This is a genomic window from Duganella sp. Leaf126 (assembly GCF_001423125.1).
Taxonomy (GTDB): domain Bacteria; phylum Pseudomonadota; class Gammaproteobacteria; order Burkholderiales; family Burkholderiaceae_D; genus Rugamonas.
This window is the reverse complement of the sequence record NZ_LMNW01000003.1, coordinates 245,841-258,762: the sequence shown is the minus strand read 5'-3', so window position 1 is coordinate 258,762 and position 12,922 is coordinate 245,841. Positions and strand designations below refer to the sequence as shown.

Here is a 12,922-nt window from a genome sequence, read left to right as displayed (position 1 = left end):
GATTAACCTTCCCTGGCGATGCGCTGGCGGCGCGCTTCGTACAGGCACACGCCCGACGCCACCGACACGTTCAGGCTCTCGACCGAGCCGAACATTGGAATGCTGACCAGCACGTCGCAGGTCTCGCGCGTGAGGCGGCGCATGCCCTCGCCTTCCGAGCCCATCACCAGCGCAGTGGGGCCGGTGAAGTCGGCTTCGTACAAACCCTTCTCGCCGTCGTCGGAGGTGCCGATCAGCCAGATGTCGCGCTCCTTGAGTTCGCGCAGCGTGCGCGCCAGGTTGGTCACCGTGATGTAAGGCACGGTTTCGGCCGCGCCGCTGGCGACCTTGGCGGCGGTGGCGTTCAGGCCCACGGCGCGGTCTTTCGGCACGATCACCGCGTGCGCGCCGACGCCGTCGGCCACGCGCAGGCAGGCGCCCAGGTTGTGCGGATCGGTGATACCGTCGAGGACCAGCAGCAGCGGCGGGCCGTCGATGGCATCGAGCAGTTCATCGAGGTTGCGCGCCAGCGCCAGCTGCGAGGCGAACGCGATCACGCCCTGGTGACGGCGGGTGCCGACGATCTTGTCCAGGCGCGCCGAATCGACCGGCATGATGCGCACGCCGGCCGCCTTGGCGTTGGCGACCAGGTCCTTCATGCGGCGGTCGTCGCGCGCGGCGTCGATGAAAATCTCTTCCACCGATGACGCCTCGTGACGCAGGCGCGAGGTCACCGCGTGGAACCCAAAAATCATTTTGTTCTTCATTGACTTATCGCTTCTTCTTACTTTTTGCGGCAGCTTTGGCTGCCTGGGGTGCTGCCGGGGCAGACGCCGCGGCATTGTTCTTGCGACCGCCACGGGAACGCGACTTCGGTTTCGAGGCCGGCTGGTCCGCTGCGCTGGACTTCACTTCGTGGCGCTGGGACGTGGTCGGACCGGGCTTGATGTTGGACTTGCGATCCTTGCCGCCGTTGCTGCCGTTGCTGCCGCTGCCTTCGGGCTTCGGCGGCGGCGCGTCGGGGCCGGACAGGCGCAGATCGATCTTGCGCATTTCCAGGTCCACCCGCACCACCTGCACCGTCACGCGGTCGGTCAGCTGGAAGCGCTTGCCCGTGCGTTCGCCCTTCAGTTCGTGGCGGGCATCGTCGTACTGGAAGTAGTCGGCGCCGAGGTCGGTCACGTGCACCATGCCTTCGACGAACAGCTGGTCGAGCTGGACGAAGATGCCGAAGGTGGCCACGCCGGTGATCACGCCGGTGAATTCCTCGCCCAGCTTGTCCTGCATGAAGTAGCACTTGAGCCAGGCCTCGACGTCGCGCGACGCTTCGTCGGCGCGGCGCTCGTTGGCCGAGCAGTGCACGCCGAGCGCATCCCACACGGTCAGGTCGGCGGCCTTCTTTTCCTTGCCCTCGGCCTTGTCCTTGGCCTGCTGCTTGCGCGTGGCGTTCGAGACATTGGTATTGAGCACGCTGGTTTCCGGGATCTTCGGCTCGTACTTTTTGCCGGCCAACACCGCCTTGATGGCGCGGTGCGTGAGCAGGTCCGGGTAGCGGCGGATCGGGCTGGTGAAGTGGGCATAGGCCTCGTACGCCAGGCCGAAGTGGCCGATGTTGTCCGGGCTGTAGACGGCCTGCTGCATCGAGCGCAGCAGCATGGTCTGCAACAGCGACGCGTCCGGGCGCTCCTTGATCTGGCGCATCAGCGACGCATAGTCGCTGGCGGTCGGCTTGTCGCCGCCTTCCAGCGTCAGGTTCACCTGCTTGAGGAAGGTGCGCACCTGCTTGAGCTTTTCCGCGGTCGGGCTGGCGTGGATGCGGTAGGTGCCCGGGTGCTTGTTACGCAGCAGCAGGTCGGCCGCGCAGACGTTTGCGGTCAACATGCATTCCTCGATCAGGCGGTGCGCATCGTTACGCGTGCGCGGGATGATCTTTTCGATCTTGCCGGTCGTCGGGTTGCTGACGATATAGGTTTCGGTGGTCTCGAAGTCGATTGCGCCGCGTTCGCCGCGCGCTTTCAGCAAGGCCTGGAACACGTCGTACAGGTTGTCCAGGTGCGGCACCAGGCCCGGACGGCGTCTGGCCTGCGGTCCCTTCTTGTCGCCGAGGATGTCGGCCACTTCGTTGTAGGTCAGGCGCGCCGCCGAGTGGATCACGGCCGGATAGAACTGGTACGCCTTGATCTCGCCCTTGGCGCTGATGACGGCATCGCACACCAGCGTCAGGCGGTCCACCGCCGGGTTCAGCGAACACAGGCCGTTGGACAGTTTTTCCGGCAGCATCGGAATCACGCGGCGCGGGAAGTACACCGAGGTGCTGCGGTCGAGCGCGTCGGTATCGAGCGCATCGTTCGGTTTCACGTAGTGGCTAACGTCCGCGATCGCGACGATCAGGCGGAAGCCCTTGCTGCGGCCGATCTTGACCGGTTCGCAGTAAACGGCATCGTCGAAGTCGCGCGCATCTTCGCCGTCGATGGTCACCAGCGGCACGTCGCGCAGGTCGACGCGCTCGCCGAGATCGCTCTCGCGCACGTGGTCGGGCAGCTTGTTGGCCTGCTTGAGCGCGGCCGGCGAAAACACGTGCGGCACGTTGAACTTGCGCACCGCGATTTCGATCTCCATGCCGGGATCGTCGAGCGAACCGAGCACTTCGACGATCTTGCCCACCGGCTGCTTGAAGCGCATCGGCTGCTCGGTCAGCTCGACGCTGACCACCTGCCCCGACTTGGCCTTGCCGACCGAGCCTTCGACCAGGATGTCCTGGCCGATGCGCTGGTCTTCGGGCGCCACGATCCAGACGCCGTTCTCGTTGAGCAGGCGGCCGATGATATGGGTGTTGGCGCGCTGCACCACTTCGACGATCGTGCCTTCCTTGCGGCCACGGCGATCGACACCGACCACCTTGGCCATGACGCGGTCGCCGTGCAGCACTTTCTGCATTTCTTTTTCTGGCAAGAACAGGTCTTCGCCCGGCTCGTCAGGGATCACGAAGCCGAAACCGTCGCGGTGGCTGCTGACCTTGCCGGCGATGAAGCCGGTATCCTGGGCCAGCGTAAAATTGCCGGCGTCGTCGACGACGATCTGGCCGTCGCGCTGCATGGCGTTCAGGCGGCGCGAGAGCACGGCCTGGGCGTCGGTCGCCACATCGAGCGACTTCGCTACCGCTTGCAGATCGAGCGCGCGTTGGGCGCTGCGGAAGATGCCGAGAATTTCCTCACGGCTTGGAATGGTATGGGTAATTTGGCTCAAAAGTTATTTCTGTATGGATTAATTGACAGTCTTTTCGGTGTTTCCGGCCTGGCAAAATCGTCGCGGTGCATATATATGCCGCGACGACAGCCGTAGTGTACTTGGAAACGCTGCGATAGCCTAATTCGCAAGCAGTTTGCCGGTTTTTTCTGACATCGGACAAAAATGATGTTTGACATCGGGCATGATTGCTCTATAATCCTGGTCTCTTGCAGCGACAACGTTGAAAAACAGCAGCGCAGCAGGAATGCTAGACCGGGTTGATGTGCAGTATGGAACGCGAGTTCATCTGGCACGAAACCTCCCCGTGTTGAGCAACAGTGCCCACGTGGCGGAATTGGTAGACGCGCATGGTTCAGGTCCATGTGCCGCAAGGTGTGGGGGTTCGAGTCCCTCCGTGGGCACCACAGAATTCNAACAGTGCCCACGTGGCGGAATTGGTAGACGCGCATGGTTCAGGTCCATGTGCCGCAAGGTGTGGGGGTTCGAGTCCCTCCGTGGGCACCACAGAATTCCGCAAGAAAGCCGCAGACTTGTTACCGGGTCTGCGGCTTTTTTCATGGCGGGCGCGGTTTGTCGTCCCGGCAGCCCGGCAGCACAAAAAGCCCGGCAAACGCTTGACGACGCGCCGCGTGTCCCGTATAGTTCTGGCCTCTGCTGCAGAACACGCAGCAGCAAGCAAGCAGTAGTTGTAGCAACAGCAGTAACAGTGCCCACGTGGCGGAATTGGTAGACGCGCATGGTTCAGGTCCATGTGCCGCAAGGTGTGGGGGTTCGAGTCCCTCCGTGGGCACCACAGAATTNAGTGCCCACGTGGCGGAATTGGTAGACGCGCATGGTTCAGGTCCATGTGCCGCAAGGTGTGGGGGTTCGAGTCCCTCCGTGGGCACCACAGAATTCCGCGAGAAAGCCGCAGACTTTTCATCGAGTCTGCGGCTTTTTTCATGGGCCGCGCCGCCGTCATTCCACTGAAACTTGCACGCGCTATAGTGTGTTCTTTTCAGACCACAACGAGGAATGGCGTGGATCAGCATTTCGAGCGTGCGGCGCCGGCCAAGGCCGAGGCCCTGGCCGCCCTGGACAAGGTATTGGCAAGTAAAACATTCGCCAGGAGCGCCCGCCTCTCGTGTTTTGTCCGTCACGTCTGCGAGACTGCCCTCGCGCAGCGCACCGGGCAGCTGACCGAGCAGCAAATCGGCGTGGCCGTCTTTGAACGGCCTGAGCATTACAACCCGGCCGACGACAACATCGTGCGCGCCAGCGCCCGGCTGCTGCGCCAGCGGCTGGACCTGTATTACCAGACCGAAGGCAGCGCCGATCCATGGCGCATCACGATTCCGCGTGGCGCTTACGTTCCCGTGTTTGTTCCGGCGGTGACAGCCGAGGCGGCGGCCGCGGCGCCTGCGGCAGCGGTGGTATCGGCGTCAGCGATTGCGGCGGTGCCGGTGTCGGCTCAGGTATTTCCCTCGGCGGTTGCGGCGGTGCCGGCATCGGCTCCGGTGTCTGCACCACCGTCTGCAGCGGTGCCGGTATCGGCTCAGATGTCTTCCCCACCGTCCGCAGCGGTGCCGGTATCGGCGCCGGGGATGCCGTCAGCGTCAGCGGAGGTTCCGGCATCAGCTCAGTTATCTCCCTCGGCGTTTGCAGCGGTGCCGGTATCGGCTCAGATGTCTCCACCAGCGTCTGCAGCGGTGCCGGCATCGGCGCCGGGAATGTCGTCAGCGCCAGCAGACGCTCCTGCATCAACTCAGTTATCTCCCTCGGCGTTTGCAGCGGTGCCGGCATCGGCTCCGGTGTCTGCACCACCGTCTGCAGCGGTGCCGGTATCGGCGCCGGGAATGCTGCCAGCGTCAGCGGAGGTTCCGGCATCCGCCGGGGGATTGCCGCCAGCGCCGGCATCGGCATCCGCGTCAGAGCAGGCGCCTTCACCAGCATCGATGCCGGGCTCAGCTCCCACGCCGGCATTGGCACCGAGACCAGCGTCAGCACGGGCGCTGACCTCAGCGCCGCAATCGGCAATGGCATCGGCGCCAGCACTGGCGGCAGTACCGGCATCACCACTTTCACCGTCAGCAGCATTCCCGGCAGCAACAGTGGCATCGGCCGTCCCATCGGCGATGACAGCATCGCCACCGTCAGCACCAGCATTGCCAGTATCGGCGGCAGCGACAGTGCAAGCATCGACGCCGACGGTAGCGCCACTGCCGGCATCAGCCCCGGCGCCGGCAGCGGCAGCTTCGGCACCGCCATCACCGTCAGATTTATCATCAGCGTCGGCTTGCGCAGCGGAATTTGCCCCGGCATCAGCGCCCTCCTCGGCAACAGCACCGGCACCCGCGCGCGCCGGCGCCGCCAGCGACGGCGCATCGGCCGGGCACCCGCGGCGGCCCGACTGGTGGCGCCGGGTGGCCATCGGGGCGACCGTGGCTGCGCTGCTGTTGGCTGCGCTCCAGCTGCGGCACGCCAGGCCGGAGACGCCGCCGCCCTCGCCGTTCTGGTCGGCGCTGATGCCGAAAGACCGCGACACCATCTTCGTCATCCCTGATACCGGCCTGGTGCTGCTGCAGCTCGAGACCGAGCACGAGGTGCCCAGGGAAGAGTATTTTTCCCGGCGCGTGGCCGACCGCGCCGACGCTGGCGGCGCCGCACTGGCGCGCTACCGGGCGCGCCGCTACACGGGCATCTCGTCGGTACAGCTGGCAGCGGAGCTGGGCAAGCGCGCCACCGCCGCCCCGGACCGTTTCCACGTGCGCTACGCGCGCGACCTGATGCTGGACGACCTCAAGCATGCGAACGTCGTGCTGGCCGGAGTGGCGCAGTCCAATCCGTGGCGCGAGCTGTTTCGCCACCAGCTCAATTTCCATATCGACTGGGACGCCCACGCCAGCGGAAAATTCTTGATCCGTAACGATCATCCACGGGCCGGCGAACAGGCGTCCTACGAATTCCTGATCGACGATCCGGTCAAGCGCGGCTTTGCCACCATTGCCTACACCCATGGCCTCGGCCACGATGGCCGGGCCCTGCTGCTCGGCGGCACGACCTCGGCCGGCACCCAGGCAGCGATCGAGTTCCTGACCTCGTCCGCCGACCTCGACCCGGTGCTGCGCCGCGCGCGGCGCAGCGACGGCAGCATCGGCGATTTCGAGCTGCTGCTCGAATGCGTGCTGCAAGCCAACGGCAGCACCGACATCCGGGTGCTGGGCATGCGCACAGAGGGGAAATAGGCGATTTCACTGCCGGTTTTACAGTAAATTTCACCGTAAAAGGCGACCCGCTGCAGCGATGTCCTTTCTACAATCCTCGGCAACCGTGTCCGACCGTTGGCACGCCCTGTGACCTTTTTAGCCGAGGAATTCGTGTCCAGTGCATATGCGCATTTCCGTCTGACCAGCATGGCGATCGCCGTGCTGGGGACGTTCACCCTTCCCGCCACCGCCGGCGCTGCAGCCGATGGCCCCCAGGCCGCCGACGCCCCCGAACAGCAGGTGGTCGTGACCGGCACCTCCGGTCGCAAGAAAAAATTCGACACGCCGTATGCGATCTCCACCATCGCCGACGACGACATCGGGCGCAAGGAACCGCGCAGCGCGGTCGATCTGCTGAAGTCGGTACCCGGGGTCAAGGTGGAAAATTCCGGCGGCCAGGGCGGCGGCGAAAATGTCGTCATCCGTGGTCTGCCATTTGCCGGCTTCCGCCTGATGGACATGCTGGAGGACGGGCTGCCGCTGTTCGAATCGAATTACGAGCGCCAGCTGCAGATCGATGAGCTCTACCGGCTCGACCTCGGCACCCAGGGCGCCGAAATCGTCCGGGGCGGCACGGCGCCGATCTACAGCAATAACGCCGCCGGCGGCGTGGTCAACTTCCTGTCCAATTTCGGCACGGAAGAAAGCCGGCACGTGGTGAAGCTCAGTGCCGGCCAGCACCGCGAAAAGCGCGTGGACCTGGCCAGTTCCGGCCCCGTCGCCCAGAATGACGACCGCCTGCTGTACAGCGTGAGCGGCTTTTACCGCCAGGGCGACGGCTTGCGCGACCCGGGCTATGCCCACGCCGACCGCGGCGGCCAGCTGCGCCTCGGTGCCACGTACCGGCTCGACGACGGCCGTGGCAAGCTGTTTGCCGGCCTCAAAATAGTCAACGACCGCAACATCTTTTACAGCAGCATCCCGCTCACCGATGCCCGCAACGGCAACAGCCTGGCCAGCCTGATCGACCCGCACACGGGCACGCTGGCGTCAGCCAGCTTCCGCCACGTCCGGTTCCCGGTGCTGGACGGCCAGGGTGGCATCGAACAGGTGTCGCGCGACCTGGCGGACGGCATCCATCCCGACATCGTCAGCCTGACGCTGGGCGCCGAGCTGAATCTGGCCGGTGGCTGGAAACTGAGCGACAAGGCCCGCTATCTGCGCGGCGATGTCGGCTTCGACGCCCTGCTCAACGGCGCCCCGGTCGATGCCGGCGCCATGCTGCAAAACAACCTGGCGGCAGCGCGCAAGGCGTTTCCCGGCACGACCCAGTTGCGCTACCTGGTCGCCGCCACCGGCCAGCCGTTCGATCCGGCTGCCACGGCCGGGCTGACCATGGCCAATACCTGGTCCAGCACCCGCTCCCACCTCAGCAACGCGATCAACGACCTGCGCCTGAGCAATACCCTGGCAGGCGCGCACGACGTCACCGTCGGCGTCAGCCTGAGCCGCTACAGCCTGGCGCAGCAGCAGATCGGCAATACGCTGATCACCAGCGTCAGGAACAACCCCGACGCGCTCGACATCGAGGCGCTGGACGCCAGCGGCCAGCCCACCGGCATGGTCACCGAGAACGGCTTTTCCACCTACGGCAGCGGCGACCTGATCGGACAGGTGCACGGCCTGGCCTCGGCGCTGTACGCGGCCGAGAACTGGCACATCGACCCGGCCTGGCAGGCCGATGTCGGCATCCGCCACGAAGCGCGCCAGGAGACGGGCTTGCGCGGCGTGATCGGCAAGCAGGTACTTGCCAGCAGCGGCCCGCTGGCGGCGCAGAGCGTGACCGGCCTGACCGGCTATGCGCCCTACAGCCACACGCTCAAGGGCACGGCCTGGACCGCCGGCACCTTGTACCGGCTTGCCAGGCCGCTCAACCTGTTCGCCCGCTACAGCAGCGCTTACAGCCTGCCGCGCCTGAGCGATTACTGGAGCAACATCAACAACGGCGTGGCCGGCACCTTGCCGAACGGCCAGCCGGTGCCGGTGGTGCCGGTGCGGCAGGCGGAACTGGGCGCCAGGCTGTACACGCCCACGCTGCAGCTGGCGCTGATCGGCTTTTACAGCCACTTCAGCAAGCTCAACACGTCCACCTATTTCGCCAATGGGGACGGGGTGCTGAGCAACCAGCCGCTGCTGATCAATACCAGCACCCGCGGCATCGAACTCGAAGGCACGTGGCGGCCCGCCAGCGCATTCGAGCTGGGCGGCTCGCTGACCTGGCAGCGCCCGGCGGTCGATGGCGGCGAAACCTTCAACACGGTGGCGGCCGGCAGCATCGTCGGCAAGCAGATTCCCCGCGTGCCGAAGACCATGGCAACGCTCAACCCGGCCTATCTGTTCTCCCACGCGGGCCAGCGCGGCCGGCTGTACGCGTCGTTCGGTGCGGTGGGCCGCAGTTACCAGGACTTCGTCAACACCAGCGTGCTGCGCGCTTATCGCACGGTGGACGTCGGCGTGCAGTATCCGCTGTCCGAACACGTGACCGTGCAGTGCGTGGTGAACAATGTGACCAATGCGGCGGGGCTGAGCGAGGGCAATGCCCGCGCACCGGAAGGCAATCTGCTGACCGTGGCCGACGCCACCACGGGACGTCCGCTGTTCGGCCGCAACTTCACCGCCTCGGCGACGTTCCAGTGGTGAGCGCCATGAGCCGAGCATGCCCTCCCCTGCCTGCGCGCCGCACCGCTCTCGCTTCGCTGCTGGGCGCCGGCGCGCTGCTGGCCGGCGCCAACGCCAAGCCGGCCGCCGCTGCCGCGCCGCGCGCCAGCATCACGCCCAAGTTCAATCCGGACGGCAGCGCCGCCCACTATCCCGGCAACTCCATCATCTGCCATGTGGACCGCCGCAGCGAGAATTTCATGGCGCTGCTGGACATCCATTGCGCGCTGATGCGCAGTGGCATGTTACACCGGATCGCGCCGCTGCCGCCGGCCAGCTACCACATGACGGTCTTCAACGGCGTGTCCTACCCGGCGCGGCGCCAGGCTTTTCCGGCCGATCTCCCGGCCGACGCCGATGACACTTTCTGTAACGAGTGGTTGCTGGCCAAGCTGAAGCGGTTCGACCTGGCCACCGAACTGCCGCTGCGGATGCGGGCGCTGCCGCTGAACCGGCAAAGCAACCCGTACAACATCCAGTTCGCGCCCGTCGATGCCGCCGAAGACCGCAAGCTGCGCCGCCTGCGCGACCGCCTGGCCGAGACGCTGCACTACCGGTTGCCGGACCACGAGACCTTCCGCTTCCACGTCACCCTGCACTACTTTTATGCGACCCCCACCGCGGACGAGCAGGCGCGTTTTTTCGCGCTGCATCGCACGCTGGTGGCGGACTTCCTGCAGCGCGCGCCGGTGCTGGAACTGCACAACCCCGAGTACGTGTACTTCGACGATATGTACCAGTTCCGGCCGCAGCTGTTGCTGCGCAACCAGGCTGGCCAGGAAAGCTAGCCATCCTCTTTTTCGTTGCAACACCCCTCGTCCTCAACCTGAAGGAGTCACCATGAAGTTATTCAAACTGTCCGCAGCACTGACGCTGGCGGGCGCACTGCTGGCGCCGCTGTACGCATCGGCTACCGCCACCATCGCCCATCGCGGTGTGTACCACGACATCAGCAACTACAGCAACCTGCCGGAAAACTCGTATTACGCGGTCACCCGCGCCAAGGACATGGGCTTTGCCGGCGTCGAGCTCGACCTGCGGCTGGCGAGCGACGGCACGGTCATGGTCACCCATGACAAGATCGCCAACCGCAGCACGCGCGACGACGGCGGCAACGGCTGGTACAACCCGATCGACGGCATGAACAGCCAGGCGCCCGGCGCCATCTGGATCAATACCAAGAACAGCGGGCACTGGAAGAACACGCTGCTCAAGGTGTATGCCAAGGACGGCGTCCTGGACCGCGAACAGGTGCACGACTGGGACCAGGCGTTCTACATGCAGTCGCTCGATTCGATGCTGCAGATGCTGAGCGACCACCGCCGCGACGTACTGCACAACAACAACTTCAAGATCATCCTCGACATCCAGGATCCGGACGTGTTCCACCTCGCTGCCGACGTCGTCAAATACTTCGGCGTGCAGGACACGGTCTACCTGAAATTCTTCGTCAGTAACGGGCTGTACAAAAACCTGCGCTACGACGGCGCCGATACCTGCTATGTCTACGCCAAGGAAAACAACCTGACCGGGCTGAAGCTTATTCCACAGATCAACGACGGCGAAATGGACCAGGACGAGGACGACAACGCCAATATTTCCGCCTTCCAGACCAGGCTGACGATCGGCGCCTATCTCGATTGCTGGGCCAACGCCAGCCGCCAGCATGGCGACGCGCCGACCGTCCCCATCGTCAGCGCCAGCGTGCCGCTCAACAAGCCGTGGGCCAAGGATGGCGCGCGCGAGGCGATCAACTGGGCCAGGAGCCACGGCCGCCAGACCATGTCGATCGTCCCGAATCCGGACGCGGGCCGCATCAGCAGCGGACTGTGCGTCGCTTACACCTTCCAGTCGACCAATGTGAAGGCGGCACTGTTCCGCGACGACGTGCGCGCCGCCAAGCAGACCTTCGTCGATGAAGTCAGGCCCGATTACGTGATCAGCGACGTCATGGGCGACATCGCCCACAACCACGGCAGCGCCGACTTCAGCTTCTTCCACGGCAACCTGTGCAGATAATTTCACGAAAGCAGCAATCTGCTCTTGACGGGCTGCCCAACGGCCTTTAAGATGCATGCCTTCTGTTGCAGAACACGCAGCAGAAAGTAGCAAGAAGCAACAGTGCGCCCACGTGGCGGAATTGGTAGACGCGCATGGTTCAGGTCCATGTGCCGCAAGGTGTGGGGGTTCGAGTCCCTCCGTGGGCACCACAGAATTCCGCAAAAAAACCCTTCATCGGCTGAGCGAACTCAGTGCAGATGAAGGGTTTTTTTCATTACAGCGCTGCCTTGACCGCGGCCTCCAGCGACTGCGTCGGATGGCCGATCAGCTTGCCCAGCGTCCCGCTGTCGTCGAACAGCGCGCCCTTGGAAGCCGCAAAATCGGAGTTGGCCAGCATGTCGGCAATGATCGGCGGCAGGCCGACGCCCAGCAGCAGTTCGCGGTACTCATGCTGGCCGAGGTTGTGGTACGGCAGTTCGCGGCCGGCCTGCCTGCCCGCTTCGGCAGCGAGGTCGCTGAGCGTAAACGCCGTGTCGCCCGCCAGTTCATATACTTTGGCCACCGGCTGGCTGCTGGCCAGCACCACGGCAGCGGCCTGCGCATAGTCGTCGCGTGCGGCAGCGGAAATCTTGCCGTCCGACGCTGCGCCGTTCAGCGCGCCGTGTGCGAGCGCGCCTTTCAGACCCATCGTGTAGTTCTCGATATACCAGCCATTGCGCAGCAGGGCATGGGTGAGCCCCGAGGCGCGGATCGCCTCTTCCGTTTCGCGGTGCTCGGTCGCCAGGCCCAGCAGGCTGGTGTCGGCGTGCAGCACGCTGGTGTAGACGAACAGCGCCACACTGGCGCGCTTGGCGGCGTCGATCACGTTCTGGTGCTGGGCGGCGCGGTTGCCGATGTCGTTGGACGAGATCAGCAGCACCTTGCTGGCGCCGGCGAAGGCGGTGTCGAGCGAGGCCGGGTCGTTGTAGTCGGCCTGGCGCACGTGCACGCCGAGCGCTTGCAGGTCGGCGGCCTTGGCCGGGTCGCGCACGGCAGCGACGATCTGGCCCGACGGCGTGGTTTTGAGCAAATGGGAAATGACAAGGCGGCCCAGCTGGCCGGTAGCACCGGTGATGACGATCATATTATTTCCTTTTCAATAACGATGTAGAGAGGTTAAGGGCGCACGGTTAGGTTTGCCTTAAGGGCTGGATCCCGTGGCAAGGCGCCGTACGCAGCGGCCACCATCGTAACTGCTGTACTTACTTTTTGATAGTACGTACAATTTGGTAAGTACACTTCTCCCTGCTGGAAGCACCATGACCGAACCGCTGACGCTGCGCGCTACCCTCCAACAACACCAGCTGCAGCCGCGCGTACTGGTGGCCGAATGCCCGTCCCGTGCCGTGCTGGGCCATATCACCAGCCGCTGGGGCGTGCTGGTGCTGATCGTGCTGCTCGAGCGCACGCACCGGTTCAGCGAACTGCGCCGCGCGATTGGCGGGGTCAGCGAGAAAATGCTGGCGCAGACGCTGGACACGCTGGCCGGCGACGGCCTGGTGCTGCGCGTGGCGCAACAGGTGGTGCCGCCGCACGTCGAATACAGCCTGACCCCGCTCGGCCGGGAAGCAGCCGTGCGGCTCGAAGTGCTGGTGGACTGGATCGAAAACAATTACCACCTGATCGCGCAAGCGCGCATGCAGACCGACGGCCCGGACGCGGTCGCAGCAGCGTGAATCGGGGTGAACGGGGCCACCGATCTTGTACTACACTGCACCATCGCCCGCGCTTGTCCCTCCGCCCCCGGTCCA

The 12,922-nt window shown here is 64.9% G+C and carries 9 protein-coding genes and 5 tRNA genes; 11 read left to right on the top strand and 3 right to left on the bottom strand.

Translation table 11 applies throughout. The features are described 5' to 3' along the window. Positions 1-2: 2 nt before the first annotated feature. The gene (rlmB, locus tag ASF61_RS05440; protein ID WP_056152097.1) at positions 3-746 is read right to left on the bottom strand and encodes a 23S rRNA (guanosine(2251)-2'-O)-methyltransferase RlmB; all 744 of its coding nucleotides are present in this window, start codon (positions 744-746) and stop codon (positions 3-5) included. A gap of 4 nt (positions 747-750) precedes the next feature. Continuing rightward, positions 751-3,225, bottom strand: coding sequence for a ribonuclease R (rnr, locus tag ASF61_RS05435; protein ID WP_056152093.1), 2,475 nt, complete (start codon positions 3,223-3,225; stop codon positions 751-753). Positions 3,226-3,547: 322 nt separating this feature from the next. On the opposite strand from rnr, the gene ASF61_RS05430 reads away from it, so the two are divergent. The 10 genes from ASF61_RS05430 to ASF61_RS05385 all read left to right on the top strand — a co-directional run bounded on the left by ASF61_RS05430 (position 3,548) and on the right by ASF61_RS05385 (position 11,341). After that, a tRNA-Leu gene (locus ASF61_RS05430) sits at positions 3,548-3,632 on the top strand. Between the two features lie 15 nt (positions 3,633-3,647). After that, a tRNA-Leu gene (locus ASF61_RS05425) sits at positions 3,648-3,732 on the top strand. Between the two features lie 204 nt (positions 3,733-3,936). Then, a tRNA-Leu gene (locus ASF61_RS05420) sits at positions 3,937-4,021 on the top strand. An 11-nt stretch (positions 4,022-4,032) separates the two neighbouring features. Continuing rightward, a tRNA-Leu gene (locus tag ASF61_RS05415) sits at positions 4,033-4,117 on the top strand. A gap of 429 nt (positions 4,118-4,546) precedes the next feature. After that, positions 4,547-5,770: a hypothetical protein gene (locus ASF61_RS23910; RefSeq protein ID WP_229205724.1), complete on the top strand. Its 1,224-nt coding sequence runs from the start codon at positions 4,547-4,549 to the stop codon at positions 5,768-5,770. Beyond that, positions 5,733-6,452 carry a hypothetical protein gene (locus ASF61_RS05405; protein ID WP_229205723.1) on the top strand — a complete coding sequence of 240 codons (720 nt, stop codon included), beginning with the start codon at positions 5,733-5,735 and terminating at the stop codon, positions 6,450-6,452. Before ASF61_RS23910 ends, ASF61_RS05405 begins: the two co-directional genes overlap by 38 nt. A 132-nt stretch (positions 6,453-6,584) precedes the next feature. Further along, positions 6,585-9,113 (top strand): TonB-dependent receptor, encoded by a 2,529-nt coding sequence (locus tag ASF61_RS05400; RefSeq protein ID WP_156369456.1) that lies wholly within the window; start codon positions 6,585-6,587, stop codon positions 9,111-9,113. A gap of 5 nt (positions 9,114-9,118) precedes the next feature. Continuing rightward, positions 9,119-9,919 (top strand): DUF1868 domain-containing protein, encoded by an 801-nt coding sequence (locus tag ASF61_RS05395; RefSeq protein WP_056152081.1) that lies wholly within the window; start codon positions 9,119-9,121, stop codon positions 9,917-9,919. 52 nt (positions 9,920-9,971) lie between these two features. Further along, positions 9,972-11,150 (top strand): glycerophosphodiester phosphodiesterase family protein, encoded by a 1,179-nt coding sequence (locus ASF61_RS05390; protein ID WP_056152078.1) that lies wholly within the window; start codon positions 9,972-9,974, stop codon positions 11,148-11,150. Positions 11,151-11,256: 106 nt separating this feature from the next. After that, a tRNA-Leu gene (locus tag ASF61_RS05385) sits at positions 11,257-11,341 on the top strand. A 65-nt stretch (positions 11,342-11,406) separates the two neighbouring features. On the opposite strand, the gene ASF61_RS05380 is transcribed toward ASF61_RS05385, so the two are convergent. Further along, positions 11,407-12,255 (bottom strand): SDR family oxidoreductase, encoded by an 849-nt coding sequence (locus ASF61_RS05380; RefSeq protein WP_056152075.1) that lies wholly within the window; start codon positions 12,253-12,255, stop codon positions 11,407-11,409. A gap of 175 nt (positions 12,256-12,430) precedes the next feature. Between ASF61_RS05380 and ASF61_RS05375 the strand changes: the two genes are divergently transcribed. Continuing rightward, entirely contained in the window at positions 12,431-12,847 is a 417-nt protein-coding gene (locus ASF61_RS05375) for a helix-turn-helix domain-containing protein (protein WP_056152073.1), read from the top strand. Positions 12,848-12,922: the final 75 nt, after the last annotated feature.